General features: G+C 41.7%; 22 protein-coding genes and 1 other RNA gene. 14 read left to right on the top strand and 9 right to left on the bottom strand.

Going from position 1 to position 22,025, the window contains the following annotated elements; translation table 11 throughout:
* Positions 1 to 378 precede the first annotated feature (378 nt).
* The 5 genes from FTT74_RS09210 to FTT74_RS09190 all read left to right on the top strand — a co-directional run bounded on the left by FTT74_RS09210 (position 379) and on the right by FTT74_RS09190 (position 3,817).
* Positions 379 to 1,380, top strand: a complete 1,002-nt coding sequence (locus FTT74_RS09210) for a putative oxygenase MesX (RefSeq protein WP_154320486.1) — start codon at positions 379 to 381, stop codon at positions 1,378 to 1,380.
* Between the two features lie 26 nt (positions 1,381 to 1,406).
* Positions 1,407 to 2,435 carry a methionine synthase gene (locus FTT74_RS09205; RefSeq protein WP_179988915.1) on the top strand — a complete coding sequence of 343 codons (1,029 nt, stop codon included), beginning with the start codon at positions 1,407 to 1,409 and terminating at the stop codon, positions 2,433 to 2,435.
* Between the two features lie 122 nt (positions 2,436 to 2,557).
* Positions 2,558 to 3,052, top strand: a complete 495-nt coding sequence (locus FTT74_RS09200; protein ID WP_004970523.1) for a flavin reductase — start codon at positions 2,558 to 2,560, stop codon at positions 3,050 to 3,052.
* 71 nt (positions 3,053 to 3,123) lie between these two features.
* The gene (locus FTT74_RS09195) at positions 3,124 to 3,414 is read left to right on the top strand and encodes a type II toxin-antitoxin system HigB family toxin (protein WP_019836372.1); all 291 of its coding nucleotides are present in this window, start codon (positions 3,124 to 3,126) and stop codon (positions 3,412 to 3,414) included.
* Position 3,415: 1 nt separating this feature from the next.
* Complete coding sequence (locus FTT74_RS09190; RefSeq protein WP_004970519.1) at positions 3,416 to 3,817, top strand: type II toxin-antitoxin system HigA family antitoxin; 402 nt, start codon at positions 3,416 to 3,418, stop codon at positions 3,815 to 3,817.
* Positions 3,818 to 3,864: 47 nt separating this feature from the next.
* Here FTT74_RS09190 and ssrS read toward each other — a convergent pair.
* The 3 genes from ssrS to FTT74_RS09175 all read right to left on the bottom strand — a co-directional run bounded on the left by ssrS (position 3,865) and on the right by FTT74_RS09175 (position 4,995).
* Positions 3,865 to 4,047, bottom strand: a non-coding RNA gene (ssrS, locus tag FTT74_RS09185) — 6S RNA.
* Positions 4,048 to 4,157: 110 nt separating this feature from the next.
* A complete protein-coding gene (locus tag FTT74_RS09180; RefSeq protein WP_004970518.1) occupies positions 4,158 to 4,442 on the bottom strand; it encodes a cell division protein ZapA in 285 nt (94 codons plus the stop codon).
* Between the two features lies 1 nt (position 4,443).
* Positions 4,444 to 4,995, bottom strand: a complete 552-nt coding sequence (locus FTT74_RS09175; protein ID WP_154320487.1) for a hypothetical protein — start codon at positions 4,993 to 4,995, stop codon at positions 4,444 to 4,446.
* Positions 4,996 to 5,059: 64 nt separating this feature from the next.
* Here FTT74_RS09175 and FTT74_RS09170 point away from each other — a divergent pair, with 64 nt between their 5' ends.
* Both FTT74_RS09170 and pepP read left to right on the top strand, forming a co-directional pair.
* Positions 5,060 to 5,698, top strand: coding sequence for a UPF0149 family protein (locus FTT74_RS09170; RefSeq protein WP_179988916.1), 639 nt, complete (start codon positions 5,060 to 5,062; stop codon positions 5,696 to 5,698).
* Between the two features lie 94 nt (positions 5,699 to 5,792).
* Positions 5,793 to 7,127: a Xaa-Pro aminopeptidase gene (pepP, locus tag FTT74_RS09165; RefSeq protein ID WP_154320488.1), complete on the top strand. Its 1,335-nt coding sequence runs from the start codon at positions 5,793 to 5,795 to the stop codon at positions 7,125 to 7,127.
* A 79-nt stretch (positions 7,128 to 7,206) separates the two neighbouring features.
* On the opposite strand, the gene FTT74_RS09160 is transcribed toward pepP, so the two are convergent.
* Both FTT74_RS09160 and FTT74_RS09155 read right to left on the bottom strand, forming a co-directional pair.
* Entirely contained in the window at positions 7,207 to 7,500 is a 294-nt protein-coding gene (locus FTT74_RS09160) for a type II toxin-antitoxin system RelE/ParE family toxin (RefSeq protein ID WP_004970510.1), read from the bottom strand.
* Positions 7,490 to 7,735: a type II toxin-antitoxin system RelB/DinJ family antitoxin gene (locus tag FTT74_RS09155; protein ID WP_004970507.1), complete on the bottom strand. Its 246-nt coding sequence runs from the start codon at positions 7,733 to 7,735 to the stop codon at positions 7,490 to 7,492. Before FTT74_RS09155 ends, FTT74_RS09160 begins: the two co-directional genes overlap by 11 nt.
* A 372-nt stretch (positions 7,736 to 8,107) precedes the next feature.
* On the opposite strand from FTT74_RS09155, the gene ubiH reads away from it, so the two are divergent.
* The 3 genes from ubiH to FTT74_RS09140 all read left to right on the top strand — a co-directional run bounded on the left by ubiH (position 8,108) and on the right by FTT74_RS09140 (position 10,988).
* Positions 8,108 to 9,316, top strand: a complete 1,209-nt coding sequence (gene ubiH / locus FTT74_RS09150; protein WP_167846137.1) for a 2-octaprenyl-6-methoxyphenyl hydroxylase — start codon at positions 8,108 to 8,110, stop codon at positions 9,314 to 9,316.
* Positions 9,313 to 10,563, top strand: coding sequence for an FAD-dependent monooxygenase (locus FTT74_RS09145; protein ID WP_154320491.1), 1,251 nt, complete (start codon positions 9,313 to 9,315; stop codon positions 10,561 to 10,563). Before ubiH ends, FTT74_RS09145 begins: the two co-directional genes overlap by 4 nt.
* A gap of 176 nt (positions 10,564 to 10,739) precedes the next feature.
* Complete coding sequence (locus FTT74_RS09140; protein WP_004972644.1) at positions 10,740 to 10,988, top strand: hypothetical protein; 249 nt, start codon at positions 10,740 to 10,742, stop codon at positions 10,986 to 10,988.
* A gap of 191 nt (positions 10,989 to 11,179) precedes the next feature.
* Here FTT74_RS09140 and rsmI read toward each other — a convergent pair whose 3' ends face one another.
* The gene (rsmI, locus tag FTT74_RS09135) at positions 11,180 to 12,022 is read right to left on the bottom strand and encodes a 16S rRNA (cytidine(1402)-2'-O)-methyltransferase (RefSeq protein WP_178319212.1); all 843 of its coding nucleotides are present in this window, start codon (positions 12,020 to 12,022) and stop codon (positions 11,180 to 11,182) included.
* 202 nt (positions 12,023 to 12,224) lie between these two features.
* On the opposite strand from rsmI, the gene FTT74_RS09130 reads away from it, so the two are divergent.
* The 3 genes from FTT74_RS09130 to FTT74_RS09120 all read left to right on the top strand — a co-directional run bounded on the left by FTT74_RS09130 (position 12,225) and on the right by FTT74_RS09120 (position 14,318).
* Positions 12,225 to 12,653, top strand: a complete 429-nt coding sequence (locus FTT74_RS09130; protein WP_179988917.1) for a YraN family protein — start codon at positions 12,225 to 12,227, stop codon at positions 12,651 to 12,653.
* 110 nt (positions 12,654 to 12,763) lie between these two features.
* On the top strand, positions 12,764 to 13,441 hold the full coding sequence (locus tag FTT74_RS09125) for a BON domain-containing protein (protein WP_004972649.1): 678 nt from the start codon (positions 12,764 to 12,766) through the stop codon (positions 13,439 to 13,441).
* Entirely contained in the window at positions 13,431 to 14,318 is an 888-nt protein-coding gene (locus FTT74_RS09120; RefSeq protein WP_179988918.1) for an alpha/beta hydrolase, read from the top strand. The genes FTT74_RS09125 and FTT74_RS09120 overlap by 11 nt, the downstream gene beginning before the upstream one ends.
* A gap of 94 nt (positions 14,319 to 14,412) precedes the next feature.
* Here the strand turns inward: FTT74_RS09120 and nudC are convergent, their stop codons facing one another.
* From nudC to dnaQ, 3 genes are all read right to left on the bottom strand, one after another.
* Positions 14,413 to 15,186 (bottom strand): NAD(+) diphosphatase, encoded by a 774-nt coding sequence (gene nudC / locus FTT74_RS09115; RefSeq protein ID WP_096902169.1) that lies wholly within the window; start codon positions 15,184 to 15,186, stop codon positions 14,413 to 14,415.
* On the bottom strand, positions 15,186 to 16,829 hold the full coding sequence (locus FTT74_RS09110; protein ID WP_179988919.1) for a chemotaxis protein: 1,644 nt from the start codon (positions 16,827 to 16,829) through the stop codon (positions 15,186 to 15,188). Before FTT74_RS09110 ends, nudC begins: the two co-directional genes overlap by 1 nt.
* A gap of 128 nt (positions 16,830 to 16,957) precedes the next feature.
* Positions 16,958 to 18,490, bottom strand: a complete 1,533-nt coding sequence (dnaQ, locus tag FTT74_RS09105; protein WP_179988920.1) for a DNA polymerase III subunit epsilon — start codon at positions 18,488 to 18,490, stop codon at positions 16,958 to 16,960.
* A gap of 212 nt (positions 18,491 to 18,702) precedes the next feature.
* Here dnaQ and FTT74_RS09100 point away from each other — a divergent pair, with 212 nt between their 5' ends.
* Entirely contained in the window at positions 18,703 to 21,972 is a 3,270-nt protein-coding gene (locus FTT74_RS09100; RefSeq protein ID WP_179988921.1) for a LysM peptidoglycan-binding domain-containing protein, read from the top strand.
* Positions 21,973 to 22,025: the final 53 nt, after the last annotated feature.

The raw sequence follows: 22,025 nt of genomic DNA, 5'->3' as shown, positions 1-22,025 counted from the left end.
ACATTTTGATCACGAAGATGCTAAACCAAGCCAATCAGAAGCTGAGATTTTCTAACTTCAAGCTGAGTTTCATTCATTCAGGGCTGAAATCTACTGAATGAACTATGTGCTGTCCTCTAAAATATACTCTTCAATATTTATCGGAATAAAAATATTTTTTGGTTTTAACTTGTTGTTATTGAAATATTTATTTTAATTTTTAAATTTAAGGGATAACAGAAAAACCATCATTTTTAGATGTTTTGCTGCATATTTTAAATTAAGGTGAATAAAATTCACTTTGGACTGAGGTTAAATCATTTTTATTCACTTTGTCGTTCCAGTATAAATACCCTCATTCAGAAATTTTAACTTTTTAAATTTGGGTAGTAGATCATCATGACAAAGCCATTCACCTGTTCAATTAAACGTATTCGTTTTGACGAAAACTATGAACCTGCTAACAACACGCGTTTAACCACCAATTTTGCAAATTTGGCGCGTGGTGAAAGCCGTCAGGAAAATTTACGCAGAACTTTAGCGATGATCAATAATCGTTTTAACTCGCTGGCATCTTGCGATAACCCAAAAGGTGATCGTTATTCGCTTGAAATCGACATTATTTCTGCAGAAATTGATATTGAAGGAAATGGCAAAACTTTTCCATTCATTGAAATGCTAAAAAGTACGATCACAGATCATCAAACAAATGAACGTATTGAAGGCATGATTGGCAACAGTTTTTCATCGTATGTTCGTGATTATGATTTTAGTGTGGTCTTGCCAGCATTAGGCTGCAAAGTAAATGAAAAGCCTGAAAGTTTTGGTGATTTACATGGCAAGCTTTATCAGCATTTGGTCAGTTCAGCAGTGTTCCAAGCTGAGTTTCAAAAACAACCTGTGATTTGCCTGAGCGTATCAACCACAAAAACTTATTATCGTACGACCAATGTGCATCCTGTCTTAGGTACAGAATATAAAAATGATGAATATTCAAGAACCGATGACTATTTTGAAAAAATGGGTTTAACCGTGCGTTACTTCAAACCTGAAAATAGCAATGCACCGCTTGCGTTCTATTTTTCTGGCGATTTACTGCATGATTACACAGATTTTGAGTTGATCAGTGCCATCAGTACTATGGAAAGTTTCCAGAAAATTTATCGTCCTGAAATTTATAACACCAACTCACCTGCAGGCGAGGTCTATCAGCCAAGTTTGAATTATCAGGATTATTCATTAACCCAAGTTGTATATGACCGTGTTGAGCGAGGTCAGTTGGCAGTCAAGCAGGGCAAATGGACTGAAGAAAACTTTATCAAGCCTTATCAAGATATTCTTGAACAATGGGCTGCCAAGTTCGTGCCGCTACATGCTGCCAATCAAGAACGTGTTGCTTAACTTAAAATACAGATAGAAGATTCAAAATGGCTATTTTATTACCGACCTCAACGGCTGGCAGTTTACCTAAACCTTCGTGGCTCGCAGAACCTGAAAAGCTTTGGTCAGCTTGGAAATTAACAGGGCAAGAATTACTGGACGCAAAACAAGATGCGCTACGTCTATCACTGCATGAACAACAGCAAGCAGAGATTGATATTGTGAGTGATGGGGAGCAAACCCGTCAGCATTTTGTCACCACCTTTATTGAACACCTTGAAGGTGTCGATTTTGAAAAACGTGAAACAGTCAAAATTCGTGATCGTTATGATGCCAGTGTCCCTTCTGTGGTGGGTGCAGTTTCTAGGCAAAAACCAGTCTTTGTTGAAGATGCCAAATTCCTGCGTTCACTGACAGATCAACCCATCAAATGGGCGCTGCCTGGTCCTATGACCATGATTGATACTTTATACGATGCGCACTACAAGAGCCGTGAAAAACTGGCGTGGGAATTTGCCAAAATCCTGAATCAGGAAGCGCGTGAACTTGAAGCAGCAGGCGTGGATATCATCCAGTTTGATGAACCTGCGTTTAATGTGTTTTTTGATGAGGTGAATGACTGGGGCGTGGCAACATTAGAGCGCGCGTTAGAAGGTTTGAAATGTGAAACAGCCGTGCATATTTGCTATGGCTATGGCATTAAAGCCAATACCGATTGGAAAAAAACACTCGGCTCAGAATGGCGTCAATACGAAGCAGTTTTCCCAAAACTACAGCAGTCTAATTTGGATATTATCTCACTGGAATGTCACAACTCACGTGTTCCGATGGATTTGCTTGAACTTATCCGTGGTAAAAAGGTGATGGTGGGTGCGATTGATGTCGCAACGAATACGATTGAAACAGCCGATGAAGTTGCAGATACATTGCGCAAAGCATTGCAATTTGTCGATGCTAACAAGTTGTACCCATCGACTAACTGTGGAATGGCACCATTGAGTCGTCAGGTTGCACGAGGCAAGTTACAGGCTTTGGCTGCTGGTACGAAGATTATTCGCCAAGAATTATCTAGTTAAGCGTTCGATCAGGCGAAGTGAATTCAAGCCAAGTGAATTTAAGTTAAGTGAATCAGGGATGCTTTTTCAGGCAAAAAGCATCCTTTGAACTTTCTAAAAAAGTTGAGTGTTGGAATACGGTGATGGTTAAAGCAACAGACTTCAAAAATGCAATGTCTTTCTTATCAAGTGCAGTCAATGTAGTGACGACAATGGGAGATGCAGGACGTCATGGTTTTACTGCATCTGCGGTATGTAGCGTGACAGATACACCGCCAACATTATTGGTGTGTATGAACAAATCATCGCGTTCTCATCTCAGTTTTTTAGAGAATAAAGTGCTGTGTGTGAATGTGCTAAATGCAGAACAAGAACATCTTTCTAATGCATTTGCCTCATCAAAATTGAGTTCCGATGAGCGTTTTAAGCAGGCTGAATGGGCAGCTTTGGAAACAGGTGCTCCTATATTAAAAAATGCATTGGTCAGTTTTGATTGTGAAATTTCACAAATTCAAGAAGTGGGGACGCATACTATTTTTATTTGCCCAATTGTTGCTATTCAAAAAAATCAACAAGATCAGGCGTTGGTTTATTTTAATCGTCACTATCATCAAGTTGGTGAAACTGAGTTTGTTTAATTCGCTATAAAATATTGCAATATGCGATAATCAGTTTATACTTGATTTATAGCAAAATGCGATAAAATATTATGCATGTGATCACCCACGCTAGAATTATAGAGGCAATGCACAAGTGGCCACAGGCTGAAACAGCACTCGATGGTTGGTATCGAATTATTAAGGCAAATGATCCGAAAGACTTTGCCGAAATGAAGCAGTTATTTCCAGCAGTTGATAAAGTTGGAAAGTTTCATGTATTCGATATTGGTGGGAATAAGATTCGACTTATTGCTGTTGTGATGTATCAGGCAAAGCGTGTGTATATTCGTCATGTGTTATCCCATAAAGAATATGACAAAGGTCATTGGAAGGAGGATTAGTATGAACGCAATGATTAAACAGGCTGTAGATCACTGGCACTACGTTGCTCCTTTGCTGAGTAAACCAGAAAATGAAAAAGATTTTCATGCACTTGTCGAGGCTTTAGATGAGCTTTTAGATATTGTTGGTGATGATGAAACGCATCCTTTAATGGGGCTGATTCATCAACTCGGTGACTTGGTTTCTGTTTATGAAAATGAACACCTGCCTATTCCTCATGGAGATGGTCGTGCTGCTTTAGCTTTTTTGATGGCGCAACATGGATTAGGTCAATCTGACTTGGCAGAGGTTGCAACTCAATCTGTGATTTCGGAGATTTTAAGCGGCAAACGCCAGTTGAATATTCGTCATATTAAAGCGCTGTCTGAGCGGTTTAAGGTTTCTGCTGATACATTTTTCTAAACGATTTTATATTTTTTAGACATTTTATTTTTAGATATTTAAAAATAAATAGCTCCGAAGATGCCGCTGCATGTCGTTACCCTGAACCCGAAAAAGTTCAAGGCGGACGCGACGCATACTTGCTGGGTTTCCCATACGAGATGGGCATACGCTCTAAATATGCAGAACACAATCCTAAGATTAAAGTATCGGCAGGGATATAGACTCGCTGGCGAACACCTCAGAGTTAGAATTAGTATAACCCATCTCAGTTGCTTGGCAACTCATGTTCACGAATTAACTATAAAGATAGAGCTTGTTTGCATAGCCTTTATGCAAACTTAAGTCAAAAAAACACCACTTAAGTAAGGGCTTCAACTTCTTGCAAAATGGTGCTGAGTAAACGCTCACAATGCTCATAATGCTGCAAAGATTTATTCATAGAAAGAACCTCTTGCATCAACTCTAAAGCCACCACAATAATCAGTTTGCTCGGTTCCATATTGGGCGCTTTACGACGAAACTCATCATAGCGTTCATTCAATAATTGTGCCGCACGCTCTAAATCTTCTCTTTTTTCTTCAGTTGTGGCTAAACGGAAACTATGTCCTAAAACACGTAAATCAATTGGAATTTGAACTGACATATTAACCTTCCTCACTCACTTCGGCAGGGTGGGCAAGTTGTTGAATTTCTTGCGCATGATGATCTTGAGCTGTACCTAAAATTGCAAGACGCTGAATAATGGCTTCCACTTTGGCTTTTGCATGCTCATTTTTTTGTAACAATCTTTCACGTTCTTGTTTGAGTGTCTGAATTTCGTGCTGATTTAAACGCTGATCATTCAGCATTTTTTCTTTTAAAATGCGTAATTCATTGCGTTCAGCCAAAATTTCCTGAAAGCGGTTTTTCAAATCAGTACAGCTTTTTTCCAAACGACTGTAACGATCTGCCAATGCTGTCGCATCTTGATTTAACTGCTGTAATTGCGCTTGCGTGCTGCTTAATTGCTCAGTCAGATTCTCAATTTCATCTTGCTTGGCAGTAATGATGCCGTTTCTTTGAACAATTTGAGCATGATGCTGTTCCTCAGCAGTTTGCTTGGCTGTGCTGAGGGCGGCATTTTCACTTTCATAATGATTAATTCGTGTTTTTAAAACACCAATATACGCTTGTAGACGCTGTAATTCTTCTAACATATCGTGGTCGCACAGTATTGCAAACAAAGGTAATATATACGAAGTATAGAGATTGGATAAACGAATGCAAGACGATATTTCAGGTTGGTCGGAATGGTTCCGCAATTTTTCTAACATTGAAGAAATTTCAAGCCCAAGTGAGTTACATGGCTTGCTGACAGGTATAGTTTGTGTGACAAATGCACCAACCGAAACCGAATGGCAGCAGATTTTAGAAACTTTAAATGTGCCAGAATTAGAGCCAGCCGCACTCTCACTTTTAACCGATGAATCAGAAGATGTCGCACATGCCTTGTCTGAAGATGAGTTGGATTATTTGCCGTTGTTGCCAGATGATGAACATCTTTTACAAGAACGTGTGCAAGCTTTGGCGGATTGGTGTGCAGGCGTCGTGCTTGGGTTTGGTTTAGCTTCTGGGCATATTCGTTCAGATGAAATCGAACTGATTGAGCATTTACAAGATGTCGCTGCGGTTGAATTTGAAGATTCAGACAATGATGAAGAAGGCGAAGAAAGCTATCAGGAATTGTATGAATTTGTACGTTTGATTCCTGTGAGTTTATCTGTAGGACGTAAAAAAGTGTCTGTAGAAGAAAGCTCTTTATTGCAAAACTTACATGCTAAGTCGCGTCAACAAACCGTACAAACAACACAAAACGCAAGTGCTGTTGTTGAAATGTTTACGCCACACCGTCCGAGTTAATCGGGCGTTGTGTGCCTAAGTTAAGTCGGTGTAAGGTGCTTTAAGTCATTACAACAATCATATTTTCATCATTTTATATATGTAGACCGTATTTATGAAAAAACTGACTCAAGTCGAATTTAAAGAACGTCGTGATCAACTTGCAGAACTGATGGGACCCAATAGTGTCGCAATTATTGCAACCAGTCCTGTGGCAATGCGTAATCGTGATGCAGATTATAAATATCGTGCCGACAGCAGTTTTTTCTATTTAACAGGTTTTGCTGAACCTGAAGCAGTTGCGGTGATTGAAACCTATGAATCAATTGATGAAGGTTATACCTACACGTTGTTCTGCCGTGAACGTAACCGTGAAATGGAAATCTGGAATGGTTATCGCGCAGGTTTAGAAGGTGCAATTGAGCTGTTTGAGGCAGATGAGTCTTTTGCAATTGCGCAATTAGATGCAGAAATCATCGCCAAAATTGTCAATAAAGACACGTTGTACTATCGCTTGGGGCATCAGACTGAATTTGATGTACGTGTTGCGGCATGGAACCAACAAGCTGATGCACAACATCGTCAAGGCAATACTGCACCTGCCAAAATTGTTCAGTTAGATCGTTTGCTGGATGAAATGCGTTTGCATAAAACTGAGTCTGAATTGGAACTGATGCAAATTGCTTCAAATATTAGTGCAGAAGCACATACTCGTGCCATGCAAACAGTAAAAGCAGGCATGATGGAATATGAGCTAGAAGCTGAACTGAATTATATTTTTGGTAAAAATGGCTGCGTACCTGCCTATAACAGTATTGTCGGTGGTGGTGAAAATGCCTGCATTTTGCATTATGTCGAAAATGACAAAGTGCTTAAAGATGGCGATTTAGTCCTGATTGATGCAGCCTGTGAATATCAGTGCTATGCCTCAGATATTACCCGTACTTTTCCCGTGAATGGTCAATTCAGTCCAGAACAAAAAGCACTGTATAACATTGTATTGGATGCGCAAATTGCAGCAATTGAAGCTGTACAAATTGGTAACTCCTATAAAGAACCACACCATGTTGCGGTGCGTATTTTGGTGCAAGGTTTGCTTGATCTAGGCATTATGCAGGGCAATTTAGAAGAAATTATTGCTTCGGAAAGTTATCGCCAGTTTTATATGCACGGTACAGGGCATTGGTTGGGCATGGATGTGCATGATGTCGGCAGCTATAAACACGGTGAAGACTGGCGTGTTTATGAAGAAGGTATGGTGGTGACCGTTGAACCGGGTCTATACATTGCACCCGATGATGAAACGGTAGATGCTAAATGGCGTGGTATAGGTATCCGTATTGAAGATGATATTGTTGCGACTGCGAACGGGCCATTGAATCTGACTTCAAAAGTGGTGAAAACCGTAGAAGAGATTGAAGCATTGATGGCAAAAGCTAAATCTGCTTAATTGGGTCTAATCAAAGCTGGTCAAGTGATCAGCTTTTTTATTAGAAAGCGCGTGTAAATTTTGAGTATGTAAATAATTTTTAGTCTTTGATCCGCTTTTTTGCTTCATCATAAACAATGTTATCAGCACGCTTTCCAACGGTAATGAGCAAAATAACGACCTGATCATCTTTGACCTGATAAATAAGTCGGACACCCGCTTTTAATAATTTGATTTTATAGCAGCCAGCAAGATCACCTTTAAGCATGTTCTTTGGAATATGTGGCTGCTCAATGACTTTGGCTAATTTTTTCTTGAATTGGTCGCGGATAGCACTCGGAAGCTTTTCCCATTCTGCAGTGAAGTCCTTGTGACGTAAAAGATTATAAGTCATCTAATGTGACTTCCTCGAACATCTCTTTAGGATCATTCATGCGTTTACGGACAAGTGCCAATAGTTCAGCATCTTCTTCTGAAAGCAACGCTTTCTGTACTGGAAGCTTTCCAGTCGTTGCCACATATTCAAGAATATTGGTAAAGAAATCGGTAGGTGAGATACCTTGTTCTTTAAGGATTGAATAAGATTTTTCTTTAAGGGCTTCATCGACCCTGAAATTAACAGTAGCCATCACTTTTCTCAGTTATTGAATGTATGGAAATATTGTAATGCAATATGCATTACAAAGATAGTTTGTATAATAATCATTATGTGAGATCATTTTTATCATTGAGCTTATTTCAAAATTGATCATCAGCCATCAATAGTACTAAGTATGGAATATATCTTCTCTTGTGTCATGCATGGCTCGGAGCAAGAAGATGGGGGATTAATAATTATAGTTTGAATCGGACATTTGCAAGAAGTCTAATCATCTTCCATAGCTTCAACACTAATTCATTATAAAAATAAATGACTTTGCGGTAAGATAAAATCCATTACAGATTATACGTATTTCGATTGAATCTTTTGAAGTCGAATACCTCATAAAAAGGATCAAGGCATGCAACAAGAAGTGATCATTGTAGGCGGTGGTATGGTCGGGCTAAGCTTAGCCTTGATGTTGGCTAAGTCAAACATTGCAGTGAAGTTGCTAGAAGCGATTCAATACCCCAATTATGACGATGCCAGCCTTGCGCCGTATCATTCCAGTTTTGATGCACGTAACAGTGCCTTGTCGCGTCGCAGCGTACAAATTTACCAAGAGCTAGGTTTATGGGATGCCTTGCAAGAACATGCTACGCCTATTTTAGAAGTTCAAATTACCGAACAAGGTAGTTTTGGCAAGGCACGTTTATTGGCCGAACAAGAAAAAGTCGAAAGCTTTGGTCAGGTGATTGAAAATGCATGGTTAGGTCGAGTGTTGTTGACCGAAGTACGTAAACAACCTTTGATTGAATTGATTGATGGTGTGCAGGTCACCAGTCTTAAACAAGATGCAAATTTTGCCTATATTGAAGCGGTACGTGGTCAGGAACAATTACAGCTTGCTGCCAAACTACTGATTGCTGCCGATGGTCGTGATTCTTTCTGCCGTAAAGCCTTGGGCATTGGTGCATCGGAACATGATTATGACCAAGTAGCGATTGTGACCACAGTGCAAACCTCCAAGCCGCATGCGCATGTGGGTTTTGAGCGTTTTAGTCATTTAGGGCCTTTGGCGTTGCTGCCCCTGCCAGGTGAATATCGCCGTTCTGTGGTGTGGCCTGTGCCAAAAGGGACAGAACATGAATGGATTGGTGATGAAAATGATCAACACTTTTTAAATGCCTTGCAACAAGCCTATGGTGACCGTGCAGGGAAGTTTGAAAAAACAGGACGTCGTTTTAGTTTTCCATTGTCACAAGTTCTGGCAGAAAAACAGGCGGTTGGTCGCGTTGTACTGATGGGTAATGCAGCGCATACCATTCACCCAGTCGCAGGGCAGGGCTTTAACTTGTGTATGCGAGATGCTTACGTATTATTGCGTTATCTCACCGAACAGGCGGCACAGTCAGCAGATTTAGGCGATGCTGCAATGCTGCGTGACTATGAACAATCGCGTTTGAAAGATCAACAGCGAGTCATTAAATTCTGTGACAGCGTGGTACGTGGATTTAGCAATCAAAACCCAATCCTGAAATTTATGCGTAATACAGGCTTAGTCGCGTTTGATACCATTCCAGGCATTAAACCTTTGGTCGCCAATTATGCCATGGGGTTAAAAGCATGATCACAGCAAATCAACAAACGCAAGTGTTAGATGTCGTCATTATTGGTGGCGGCTTGGTGGGAGGCTTAACTGCACTTTTATTGGCACAAGGGGGGGTGCAGGCTACAGTTTTAGATGCCGCACCTATTTTAGATGCAGAGAAAACCCTTGCAGTTGCCAATCCGCGTGTATTGGCTTTAAGTCAGGCCACCATCCACCTGTTAAAAACAGTCAATGTCTGGTCTAAACTGGCGCGACATATGCCGTATAGCGGCATGCAGGTTTGGAATAAAAATGGCTATGGCGAAATTAACTTTGGGGCAAGTAACGAACGTACACCCGCTATTGAGCAGGCTCTGGGTTCAATGGTCGAGCCAAGCATTTTAAATCTAGCGATTCAGCAGCAAATGTTGCAACAAGTGCAAGATTATCGAACGCAAGTCAAAGTGACCCGTTTAGAGCGTGGTGTTGGCGTTTGGCACATTTATTTGGCCGATGGTACACAATTACAGACTAAGCTAGTCATTGGCGCAGATGGTGCTAACTCCTTTGTGCGCGAACAAGCCTTTATTGATTTTGATGTGTTGGATTATCGTCAGGCAGGTCTAACCTGTGCAATTCGTACTGCGCAGCCGCATCAGCATGTTGCACGTCAAATTTTCTTAGAAACTGGTCCTTTGGCCTATTTACCGATGGCAAGTTTACACGCCGAGCAGGAAGGGCATTGGCAGTCGATTGTTTGGACTTTGCCTGATGACTATGCCGAAGAATATGCCAAACTGAATGATGACGACTTTACCCAACTTTTGACTCGTGAAAGTCATCACATGCTTGGGGAAGTCTTAGAGGCAACCCCACGTGCTATTTTCCCACTGAAAGCACGTGCAGCGCAGCGTTATGTGCAAGATGGTTTGGCACTTATTGGTGATGCCGCGCATGTAATTCATCCGCTTGCAGGGCAGGGCGTGAATATTGGTTGTCTGGATGCAGCCGTACTGTGCGATGTGTTGTTGCATGATTTCAAACGTGGTGTTTGGGCGCATGAGCAAACTTTAAAGCGTTACGAGCATCGTCGTAAAGGACAAAATGATGCCATGATGCATAGTATGTCTGCGATTGGCTGGATGGAAACCACCACTTTATTCCCTGTGGTGTGGGCACGTAACTTTGGTTTAAAACAGGTGGAGCAGCTGCCTGCGTTAAAAGATGCCTTTATGTCACAAGCCAGTGGATTAAGCCTGCTTAAAGACACACGCTACGCGGTTTAAAGCAAAACAGTCGTTTTTTGTACGGTCATACATACCTGATTACGAATTTGGTTAAAAAAGATACGTTTTTTTTAATCTAGACTCTATGCGAAAGGCCAAGAGATTGCTAAATTTCATCGTAATTCATAACCAGTTTTCACTTGGACTAAATTGAAGTCATTTGTGGGGAGATTAAGATGACGGACATGAACGATTACGATGATGTAGAAGATTCAACTGTAGACGAAGATGAAGCGAAAGCGGCTGAAAAAGGTGCAGCAGAATCAGAAGAAGGTGCTGTAGATGGTGATCTTGCAGAAGCAGAAACTCTCACTGTAACTGCCAAACTAAAACAGCGTCAGGCATTGGAAGATGAAGTGGCTGCATTCTTGGCGCGTGGCGGAAAAATTACCGAAGTGCCACCAGATGAGTCTGCGCGCGACTAATCTGTTGAACGTGCTTGCTGAACTTGTTGATTGAATTTATTCGTTGAACTGTTGAGTGAGTTAGGGCGGGATGCTTACTATGCAGGCTGCTCTAATGTTTATCACTTCAAGATAAAAAAGCATCACCTTGTATAAAGGGTGATGCTTTTTTTATGCGCGATGATCGTCATCACTGTTATTGCTCAATCGGCTTATTCAGCTGCTTGGCTTAATTCCAACGCACGTTGATAGGCAATTTTCTTTTTAATCCCTGTTAGATCAGCCGCCAATTGTGATGCTGCTTTTACCGATAAATCTTGCAACAAACGCTGCAATAATTGATCTAATTTTTCTTGTTCCATGTCTTTTTCTTCGCTCGCTCCCCCCACCACCAATACAATTTCACCTTTTTGTTGATGATGATCTGCTGCGATAAATTCAGCCAATTCACCTAAAGTCATTTTTTTAATGGTTTCAAAGGTTTTGGTGATTTCACGGGCAAAGCCAACAGGGCGATCTGCACCAAACACGGCAGCCATATCTTTGACTGAATCTAAAATTCGATGTGGTGCTTCATAAAAAATCAGGGTTTGGGTTTCATCTTTTAGCTTTTCAAGTTGTTGTAATCGCTGTGACTGTTTAGAAGCGAGAAATCCCTGAAAACTAAAGCGATCACTTGGTAAGCCAACCGCACTGAGCGCTGCAATGGCTGCACATGCACCCGGCACAGGAATCACACGAATACCATTGGCTTGTGCTGCACGAACCAGTTTAAAACCTGGGTCGCTAATCAGTGGTGTACCTGCATCGCTAATGAGCGCCATGTCTTCGCCATTGAGTAATTTTTGGACTAAAATATCAATCTTGTTACTTTCGTTGTGTTCATGGCAGGCTGTAAGCGGAGTTGAAATATTAAAATGTTTCATTAATTGTGCAGAGGTGCGGGTATCTTCAGCAGCAATTAGGCTGACTGATTTGAGCACATCAATTGCACGGTAGCTCATATCATCTAAGTGACCAATTGGGGTAGCAACAACAAATAACTGGGCACTCATTGAGTTTTCTCCGTGGGAAATAACAAACTAAAATAAAAAAATCAAACACGAAACAACGGCAGTATTGGCTTGCGTCTGATGCAAGTTACAGACCAAGCGCTTATTCTACCTGAATTGCAGTCTGACGTGTGAAACTCGCGTCATCTCACCTCAGTGAATAATATGCCTGATCAGCACAACAAAATAAAAAATTGGATATAGCATGAATAAAAAAATACTGCAGCAAAGCATTGGCACATGGGCAGAGCAGACGGCTTGGCAATATTTACATCAACACGGTTGGCGTATGCTGGAGCAGAATTATCACAGTGTTTTTGGTGAAATAGATGGTATTTTTATTCAAGCAGAACAACTGATTTTTGTAGAAGTTAAAGCGCGTTCGCAAACTGGCTATGGCAAAGCCTATGAAGTGGTGTCTGCATCCAAGCAGCGTAAAATTATGAAAACCGCTCTGCAGTTTTTAACAGAATATCCACACTATTCAGAATATTATTGTCGTTTTGATGTGATTTGCTTTGATTTTTCTCGGCAATTTGCAAAAACAGTACAGCAAGACTTTTCCAAATTCCCGTATGATTTGCAATGGATTGAAAATGCTTTTACTTTTGATGCAGACTTGATTAATCTTTGAGTGAAATTTAAAGCAAAAGCATCAGTCGGTGTATTGTTGATCGTGCAAATCTAAGGATGAAATGCACAGCACAAGCCAGAATTGAAAGAAAATAATAGGAGTCTTGCTGAGTGTTCAAGCGTATTGCAGTGACCTTGCTGTGTGTAGCAAGTTTATCGGGTTGTGCAAGTTTTATTTCAAGTGGCACAGGCACTGCGCCAGTGGGTACAGAAAGTGGTGCACGCTCACTTGGGCAAGTGTTTATAGATAACTCTATTGAACGTACTGCAAAAATTAATTTATATAAACTGGATTCACGTTTTAAACAATCACGTGTCAATATAGAAAGTTTTCATGGCAATGTGTTGTTGACAGGGCAAGTGCCTGACGCCCATTTAAAACAATTAGCAGAAGACAATGTGCGTGCCATGAGTGATGTAAAAACCATCCATAATTATATTACAGTGGGTAATCAAATCAGCTATAGCACCATTATGCAGGACACCACGGTCACTGCAAATACCCGTGGTTTGATTATGAAAGCGCCTGTGGTGTCAGACAGCAAAGTGCGTATTCATACCGAAGATGGCGTGTTATATGTGATGGGACGTTTGAACAATGCAGAATTGCAGGATTTAAACCAAGTGCTACAACAAGTGGGCAATGTCACTAAAATTATTACCCTAATTGATAATATTGAGCTACAGCCGAGCAACAACGCGAACTTTGTCAGCCCAATGGTTGCTCCAGAAACACAAACGCCAGTCGCGATTGACCCAGATCAGGTTGAACCGACGCATGTTCAATAATGTGGAACACTGGTTTAAACAACTGAATAAAACTTTAGAACAGGCGAAACGTATTTATGAAGAATTTCGCCTGTATAGTTTGGGCAGCTATGCGCTGAACCGTTTAACCCCACGTCAGGGTTATACCGTTCAAAGTAATATTGCTTATGGTTTACGCGCGCGACATCGTCTGGATTTGTACCGCACTACAACACCACGCCCACAGCGTCCACTCATGGTCTTTGTGCATGGCGGGGCATGGTCACGTGGCGATAAGCAGGATTATCGCTTTGTGGGCGAAGCTTTTGCAAAAGAAGGCTTTGATGTTGCGGTGATGAACTATCAACTCGCGCCACAGCATATTTTTCCCACCTATATTGATGATTTAACTCTTGCACTGAATTACTTGACTCAGCAGCAACACAAACTGGGTATTTCTACGGCACAGGTGGTATTGATGGGACATTCGGCTGGGGCATTTAATGTGATGTCCTTGTTGTACCATCCCCAGCCCTATGCTTTAAGCTGTAAAGATCACATTCGTGCGATTATTGGTTTGGCAGGGCCTTATCATTTTGATTATAAGGATGATCCGCTATGTGCCGATGCCTTTGATCAAGAGGTGCCGTATCAGGATGTGATGCCGTATTATTTTGTGGAGCCGAATTCAGTCAAACACTATTTATTGGTGGCAGAAAAAGATCAAATTGTGGGGGCAAGTAATGCCACAGACTTCGACCACGTATTAAAGAAATATGGCAATCATAGTGAAATTATTGTCATTCCAAAAACAGGGCATGTCAGTGTTATGGCATCGGTGTCGAGTTTGTTTAGTCGTTTCTTTGCGACCAAACGCCAAATTATGCGTGCTTTAGATCAGGCACTTAAAGATGCGTGATGTTGATTGATCTTCTGTGGAAAATGGTAATTAAAAAAACCGTTGCAGCTTATGGGGTGCAACGGTTTTTTAAATGCAAGATTGCGAATTAGACTTATAGCCAAGCTTTGGTGTCATCTGCCACAGGCGTGCCTTGGGTCACATGCATAATCATGGCATGGGCGATACTGCCTTTAAATGGAATATCAGGCAGTTGATCAAACTTAAAGAACTGTGCATCACGAATTTCTTCTTCCTGTAACTGAATTTCACCGCCTGCATATTCAGCTTTAAAGGCGATCATTAAGTTACTTGGAAAAGGCCACGGCTGGCTGGCAAGATACTGAATATTTTTAAGTTGTACGCCAACTTCTTCAAAAGTTTCACGACGTACTGCTTCTTCGAGTGTTTCACCCACTTCAACAAAGCCTGCGATTAAACCGTAAATGGGCAGTTTATTGCGTGCATTACGCGCCAATAAGACTTCATCTTCACCACGAGTAATCACGGTAATGACACATGGATTTACGCGCGGATATTGGTGATAGCCACAAGCCGGGCAGACCATGGCATATTGAGTCGCATGGACTTCGGTTTTATGACCGCAATGGCTGCAGAATTTGTGGTTGCGACGCCATTCGAGTAACTGAATAGCACGGCTGGCTTGTTCAAACTGTTGGGTGTTCCAGACTTGTAAAAGTTGTCGGATAGGCACCAGTTGAAAGCCTTCAGGAATGGATTCATCTTCAAGCAGATCTCGGGCAATCACTTGATCACCCGAGCTAAAACTTAAATCACTTGCCAACTTTTCCACACGTGGTAATTGGAAGTTTTCATCGACCAAAAGTTGTTGTTGCTGAAAAATATATGCAAGTGAGAGTTCAGTCATTAGGCTACAGTTTTCAATTTTTCACTACTGTCCAATGCTACCTTAAACATGCTTTGTAGAACAGGTTGTTTGTTCTTTAAATTGTCAATCAGCATGTCTGCACTGGCAAGCGTATCTAAGATATTGTTGACTTGTTCAGCAGTTAAGTTTTGTCCTGCTTCGACTTGTGCATGCACAAAATCTGCAGATACTTTCAGTGCTTTTTGACCAATTTCAGCATTCAAGAACAACATTGCCCCTGCAACTTCACGAATTTGCGCTGAAGTATGCTCTAAATCTGCAACACTTTGAGTTTGTAGGTGCTGTGTCAGTGTTTGCGTGATTAAGTCAATCAGTAACTTGGTTTCAGTCAGCAAGGCTTCGTGTGCTTCATCTAAACGATCTAGCGAAATGTTCATGTTATTCACACGTAACTGCAAACGGCTAGAGGTGTGGTGACGTTCAAGCACACCGATTGAGTTCATGGCCGATAAAATCACGTTCATTAATTGCTGGGCAAAGTTTTCATCTTTGAGTAATTCAGGACGGCTTAATGATTCAGCTTGGCGTTGTAAGTCCAAATGCGCTTCATTTAAGTTCAAGACTTTAAACAAGTTTGCTAACTCTGTTAATTTGCCTTGTAATTCCAGCGTTTTTTCAGGACTCATGTTTTGATAGTTGTATTCAATATCATTGCGAATTTGTGTCATTTCTGTGGTGACCAAATCGCTAATGGTATGCATGGTGTCAAAATCTGGACCATATAAATGACGGCTGAATACTTGGAGCTGCATGTCGGTGAGTAAGTCTTCACCAATATTCATTTGACTGCGAATATGTTGAGAAATTTCATCTTCTTGACTAATACACAGGCTCAACACATTCGCAAGATCAGACAAGCTGGCGGTAAAGCTTTCTGGCGTAGCAAAGTATTGACGCATATTGTGCTCAATACTAATAAAAGTACGCAAACGTGGCTCATTCAACAACAAGTTATCAATATGGTTAAAGGCAACGTGTACTAAGCCCCAATATTGCTGACTCGGATGTTGTTCTGCCAAACCTGCCAAATACGTTCCTACCAGTTTAATCGCTTGAAGATCCATGGCAGATTCTTCTTGCTTGAGCAGCTTATGTAATGACAGTTTATATAAGCGATGCACATAAGCCGACTTTTCTAAAGAAGGCACTTGCGGCAATTGGAAACTTGGAGTGATGCAGTCCAATAAAGTTTCAATATGCTGACCTTCTTGAGTCAATGGTTTACCCAATGCCAATTCTAAACGGTTTAAAGTGTCGAGTAGGAATTGTGGAATTTTAACTTCACGTAGGCAAATAAACTCAATATAACGCTTGAGCATGGTGGTGCCTTCGCTAAGTGCAATGACTTCCAGCGTGTTGATATTGCTTGGATTCCCCATAATTTTACGCATCAGCTCTGCTGAGTATTGCGCAATTTTTGCCAAGCTTTCCATATCAATTAAGGCTAAAACCTGAGCACACTGTTCAAACTGATTCAGTGCATCATCAATCCCAAAAGGCAAAGTTTGATCTTCTGCTAAGGTGCTTACTGCGGATTCAACCAGTTTGATAGAATTATCAACCTCATTTTTTATTATCAGTAAGGCAGTTGGATCAAAATGTATAGAGGTTTGGTAAGACATGGATCTGCACCTTTCCTAGTGTTTTATCTGTTTGTTGGTTCTTTGCAAAATACACAAAGTCCTATTTGCTTTAACTATAACTGAACTGGCAAATCTTTAAATACATAAAATTACAAAACTCGTAGATTTTATTTGGCAAAAAAGCAAGGTTTACCGTGTTTTTCTTCAAATTGTTTGACCCAATTCTCATGTGCAGCCAATTCTTCTTCTGATGGCAGAATCACAGCAAGATCAATATCAATGCTTAAACGATCACTTTGACGTTGCTGTTCTTCGCTTGCAGACAGAGCATCCATATCAAAGGCGACTTGTCCGCCAGTCATTGCCAAGTAAACATCGGCTAGAATTTCAGCATCTAGTAATGCGCCGTGGAACGTACGGTCACGCGCAGGAATTTCATAGCGTCTGACGAGCGCATCGAGTGAGTTTTTTTGCCCAGGATGCTTACTTTTTGCCATGAGCAGTGAGTCGGTCACTTCGCATACTTCGGACAAATTGCCCAACCCCGCACGACTGAACTCCATATCTAAGAAGTTCATATCGAAGGTGGCGTTATGCGCAATAATTTCTGCACCTTTAAGATATTGATACAGCACATCGGCAATTTCGGCAAACTTGGGTTTGTCTTTTAAGAACTCATCTGAAATACCGTGAATGTTTTCTGATTCACCGACCAGTTTTTCAGGCTGAATATAAATGTGGATGGAACTGCCCGTGAGTTTACGGTTAATCATTTCCAGCGCACCGACTTCAATAATTCGGTCACCATCTTGATAGTAAAAACCTGTGGTTTCAGTATCTAGAATCAATTGGCGTGGACCATGTAAGCTTAGCGTGGCAGGGGTAATCACAATGTGTGGATGATTGGAAAGATCATTTACTGCTGCTGTATCGGCTTCAACGGCATTGATTGCAGTTTCAATTGTTGTTTCTGTTTCTGTTTCTGTTTCTGTTTCTGTTTCTGTTTCTGTTTCTGTTTCTGTTTCTGTTTCTGTTTCTGTGGCTAGGCGTGTGGTTGGCGTCTGCATTATTTCAAGATCGACCTTGACCTGATGATTGTTGTGTACGTCGATTTCTACAGGACGATGCAGCGTACTTGTTTCAATTTCTACATCTTCTTCGATCAAGTCAAAACCGAAAGGATCGTCGAGCAACCAATCAGATTCCGCTTTTTTTTTATCATTTGGGGTAAGCTCGAGCGCAGGGCGAATGTGTTGAGCCGTATTTGTAGTTAAGGTTTTCTGAATTTGATCTGCACCTAAATTGGCAAGCTGATCTGCCATTTCATTGCCTACATGTCCTGCATGACCTTTAATCCAGTGCCATTCAATTTCACGCCCTTGACAGGTGGCATCTAATTTTTGCCAAAGGTCAGGGTTTTTGACATCTTTCCAGTTTTTCTTTTTCCAGCCGTGAATCCACTCGGTAATGCCTTGTTTGACGTAATTGGAGTCAGTCCAAATAATCAGCTTGGCATCCATTGGGCAAAATAAAATGCCTTCAATCGCTGCAGTCAATTCCATACGGTTATTGGTGGTTTGAGCTTCGCCACCATATAATTTATGTTCTTCTTGTTCAGTAACAATATACGCACCCCAGCCACCCAAGCCAGGATTACCACGACAAGCACCATCAACATATAAAGTGATTGTTTGAGACATAAATCAGATCCGCAGGTTGTGCAAAATAAATCAAAATGAAAAGCTATTGTATATCGCAAATTCGGTTTAGACGTGTAAATCCTGTCTATTTTTTAATTTCTTGTAACATTTATAGACGAAACGCGCTAAATTAATGCCTTGTGTCGTTGTCTAGCTCTACTACAATGGCAAGTCTAAAAAATAATTTATATACGAGTTGTTTGGATTTTTTTATGTATAAACCAACCACGCGCATGTGGCAGCCGACTTTACCTTCATTTTTAAAAATTACAGTTTTAGGTTCAGCATTGGCTGCCCTTGGCTTGATGACGGGCTGTAGCTCGACGCAGGGTGCGAGCAAGCCACTCACTTCAAGTCAGGTCGGTTCGGGTTATTTAGATGCCAGTACTTTAGATGCTCTGGAAGATTTACTCTCTGCAACCGATATGCGCGCGGTAGAAGGTGACCGTTTATTAATTTTAAAACACGGTGATGTCTGGAAGCGTATGACCGTTGGTTTCAAAATGGATTTAAACCATTGGAACCCACGTATTGAAGCGCAGCGAGGCTGGTTTATTTCACGTCAACCGTATTTGGATCGTTTAAGTGCGCGTGCGTCACGTTATTTGTATCACACGGTTAAAGAAGCTGAACGTCGTGGTATGCCAACTGAATTGGCGTTGTTACCTGTGATTGAAAGTTCCTATGACCCTGCAGCAACCAGTAGCGCAGCTGCCGCAGGTTTATGGCAGTTCATTCCAAGTACAGGGCGTATTTACGGCTTAAAACAAACTTCGATGTACGATGGTCGCCGAGATGTCGTGGAGTCGACTCGTGCTGCCTATGAGTTTTTGGGCAGTTTGTATAATCAGTTTGGTTCTTGGGAATTGGCATTGGCGGCTTATAACGCAGGCCCGGGTCGTATTCAACAAGCCATTAACCGCAATAAAGCTGCAGGTTTACCAACCGATTATTGGTCTTTAAAACTGCCGCAAGAAACCATGAACTATGTGCCGCGTTTCTTGGCGGTAGCACAAATTATTAAAAGCCCGCATGCTTATGGCGTGTCTTTACCCCCAATTGCCAACCGTCCACACTTCCGTGAAATTAATGTGGGCGCGGTGAATTTAAATGATGTGGCCAATATTACCGGTCTCAGCCGTGCCGAACTGTATTCGCTTAACCCTGGACATCGTGGGGATCGGATTGACACCCAAAGTCCAATGCGTATTTTGATTCCTGCAGATTTAAGCCCAACAGTCGATGCACGATTGAAAAAACTACAAGGTGGTGGCGGTTTATGGGCAAGCAATAGCAGCAACACACCATCGTTTTCATCTTCTGGTGTGACCATTACACCATCTAAATCTGAGCCACCTGCGTTAACGACCAGTACAACAACCAGAACGACTACAGGCAAGCCTGCTGCCTCTACGGCAGTCACAACTACCACTACACCAAGCACAGCATCGACTACAGCCAGTGTTTCAAAACCAGCAACGACTACGCCTACACGTTTGTCACGTACGCCACAAGGTTCGGACGCTTTGGCAGCATTTGCTGCGGGTAGCGATATTCCAAGTGCGCCGCGTATTCCTGTTGCTGTTACACCTGCTGCCAATATTCAGCCTGTGCGGATTGAACCACCAATTTCCAATACTGAGCGTGAGCAAATTCTTGCAGCAGTGCAGGCAGAAGGTAGCAATAAAACTGTAGAAGAAGTGTTGCAGCCTGTGGCTTCTAAAGCAGAACAAGAACAACTTGTGGCTGAGTTAAAACAAATTGCGCCTCAAGGCACTGAAATTGTTGATCCATACGATGGAAAAATTAAGCTGACCGCTATTCAGACCAGTCTGTCTGTTGCAGAGCAGCAAGGTAAAGAATTAACCAAAGGTTTTGCTTACCCGAAAAGTGTGGCAGAAAATACGCGCCTAGATTCAGAAGAAGCAAAGCGTAACCAAGGTAAGAATTATGTGCGTACGGAGTCTGAAGTGGTGGTCGTACCACCAAAAGGCAAACGTACCACGTACACCGTGTTAGCGGGGGACACCTTGGCCAGTATTGCCATGAAAAATGGCTTGAACTGGCGTGATATTGCCAAGTGGAACCAAATTGCTCCAGATGCAACTTTGTATGTGGGCACCAGTATTTATTTATACGATGCCAAGCCACAAGTACAGGCAGAGCCTGCTAAGCCAAAAACCATGCCTGAGCAATACGTGGTGCAAGCCAATGATACCTTAACAGGTGTCGCCAGTCAGTTTGGTTTAACTGTAAAACAATTGGCAGATTTTAATAACTTAAGCACCACCAGTGGCTTATTTGTAGGGCAGCGTCTAAGTTTAAAAGAAACGGCTGCATCTAAAGCCAAAGCAGAAGCCGACAAAAAAGCCGCAGAACAGGCTGCAAAAATCGCAACCAAAACTTACGTAGTGAAGCGTGGCGAATACTTAAAACTGATTGCAGACCGTTATGCCTTGTCAAATCAGGAATTGGCTGATTTAACTCCAGGTTTAAACGCGAACAGTAGCTTATTGGTTGGGCAACGCATTAATGTGCCTGTAAATGAAGTGACTGCACAAAAAACGGAAGCGAGCAAAGCTGAAGCCAGTAAGTCAGAAACAAAAGCAGCAGAGCCAAACTATCCGACTGAAAACTACCAAGTACAGCGTGGTGATACTTTATCGAGCATTGCCAACCAAGCCAAAATTTCTTTGGCAGAGCTCGCCAGTTTAAATAATATAAGCACGCAAAGCGGTGTGCGCATTGGTCAAACCCTCAAAGTGCCTGCAGGTGTCAATGTGCCTGAGCGTTATACGGTACAACGTGGCGATACCTTATCGGCGATTTCGACAAAATATAATCTCAGCCAAGACTATATTGCAGACTTAAACAATCTAAGCCGTAACAGTGGTTTAAGAGCAGGACAAATTCTTAAACTCACGGGGGATGTTCCTGAGAAAAAAGCCCAAGTTGAAGCGGTGGCTGAAACCACCAATGATATTCACGTGGTCAAAGCAGGGGAAACTTTAAGCAGTATTGCGCGCAAATATAAATTGCAATTGAATTATTTGGCAGAGCTGAATGATCTTTCACGTACTGCCAATGTCCGCATTGGACAACGCTTAAAAGTCGATGCCAGCGCTGCAAAAAATGAAGTAAAAACAGAGGTCGTAAGTGCTGCGAAAAGCAGCAGTAGTAAAGCCACCGAAACTTATACCGTTAAAAGTGGTGAGTCTTTAAATTCGATTGCCAGCCGTGTGGGTGTGTCGGTTGCAGAATTGGCGAGTTTAAATAACTTAACGCCACGTTCAGGTTTACGCATTGGACAAAATATTCAAGTTCCCAAAACCGTAACTGAATATAAAGTGAAACGTGGGGATACGCTGATTGGCTTATCCAGTCGTTATGGCATCGACACCAAAGCATTGGCAGATTTAAATGATATGCAGCCAAATACTCAATTGCGTATTGGCGATGTGATTAAAGTCCCGAATCTGTAAAGTTTAATCCTGAGGATGTCATGTTTTGACGGCATCCTCAGGAATACTGCACA

Source organism: Acinetobacter sp. YH01007, from assembly GCF_013420425.1.
Taxonomy (GTDB): Bacteria; Pseudomonadota; Gammaproteobacteria; order Pseudomonadales; family Moraxellaceae; genus Acinetobacter; species Acinetobacter towneri.
The sequence above is the reverse complement of the archived record's forward strand: the minus strand, read 5'-3'. Positions and strand labels throughout refer to the sequence as shown.

Excerpts from the sequence above, each read along its gene's own strand:
- FTT74_RS09210 (WP_154320486.1), top strand. The coding sequence starts at position 379 with ATGACAAAGCCATTCACCTGTTCAATTAAACGTATTCGTTTTGACGAA.
- FTT74_RS09205 (WP_179988915.1), top strand. The coding sequence starts at position 1,407 with ATGGCTATTTTATTACCGACCTCAACGGCTGGCAGTTTACCTAAACCT.
- FTT74_RS09200 (WP_004970523.1), top strand. The coding sequence starts at position 2,558 with ATGGTTAAAGCAACAGACTTCAAAAATGCAATGTCTTTCTTATCAAGT.
- FTT74_RS09195 (WP_019836372.1), top strand. The coding sequence starts at position 3,124 with ATGCATGTGATCACCCACGCTAGAATTATAGAGGCAATGCACAAGTGG.
- FTT74_RS09190 (WP_004970519.1), top strand. The coding sequence starts at position 3,416 with ATGAACGCAATGATTAAACAGGCTGTAGATCACTGGCACTACGTTGCT.
- FTT74_RS09180 (WP_004970518.1), bottom strand. The coding sequence starts at position 4,442 with ATGTCAGTTCAAATTCCAATTGATTTACGTGTTTTAGGACATAGTTTC.
- FTT74_RS09175 (WP_154320487.1), bottom strand. The coding sequence starts at position 4,995 with ATGTTAGAAGAATTACAGCGTCTACAAGCGTATATTGGTGTTTTAAAA.
- FTT74_RS09170 (WP_179988916.1), top strand. The coding sequence starts at position 5,060 with ATGCAAGACGATATTTCAGGTTGGTCGGAATGGTTCCGCAATTTTTCT.
- pepP (WP_154320488.1), top strand. The coding sequence starts at position 5,793 with ATGAAAAAACTGACTCAAGTCGAATTTAAAGAACGTCGTGATCAACTT.
- FTT74_RS09160 (WP_004970510.1), bottom strand. The coding sequence starts at position 7,500 with ATGACTTATAATCTTTTACGTCACAAGGACTTCACTGCAGAATGGGAA.
- FTT74_RS09155 (WP_004970507.1), bottom strand. The coding sequence starts at position 7,735 with ATGGCTACTGTTAATTTCAGGGTCGATGAAGCCCTTAAAGAAAAATCT.
- ubiH (WP_167846137.1), top strand. The coding sequence starts at position 8,108 with ATGCAACAAGAAGTGATCATTGTAGGCGGTGGTATGGTCGGGCTAAGC.
- FTT74_RS09145 (WP_154320491.1), top strand. The coding sequence starts at position 9,313 with ATGATCACAGCAAATCAACAAACGCAAGTGTTAGATGTCGTCATTATT.
- FTT74_RS09140 (WP_004972644.1), top strand. The coding sequence starts at position 10,740 with ATGACGGACATGAACGATTACGATGATGTAGAAGATTCAACTGTAGAC.
- rsmI (WP_178319212.1), bottom strand. The coding sequence starts at position 12,022 with ATGAGTGCCCAGTTATTTGTTGTTGCTACCCCAATTGGTCACTTAGAT.
- FTT74_RS09130 (WP_179988917.1), top strand. The coding sequence starts at position 12,225 with ATGAATAAAAAAATACTGCAGCAAAGCATTGGCACATGGGCAGAGCAG.
- FTT74_RS09120 (WP_179988918.1), top strand. The coding sequence starts at position 13,431 with ATGTTCAATAATGTGGAACACTGGTTTAAACAACTGAATAAAACTTTA.
- nudC (WP_096902169.1), bottom strand. The coding sequence starts at position 15,186 with ATGACTGAACTCTCACTTGCATATATTTTTCAGCAACAACAACTTTTG.
- FTT74_RS09110 (WP_179988919.1), bottom strand. The coding sequence starts at position 16,829 with ATGTCTTACCAAACCTCTATACATTTTGATCCAACTGCCTTACTGATA.
- dnaQ (WP_179988920.1), bottom strand. The coding sequence starts at position 18,490 with ATGTCTCAAACAATCACTTTATATGTTGATGGTGCTTGTCGTGGTAAT.
- FTT74_RS09100 (WP_179988921.1), top strand. The coding sequence starts at position 18,703 with ATGTATAAACCAACCACGCGCATGTGGCAGCCGACTTTACCTTCATTT.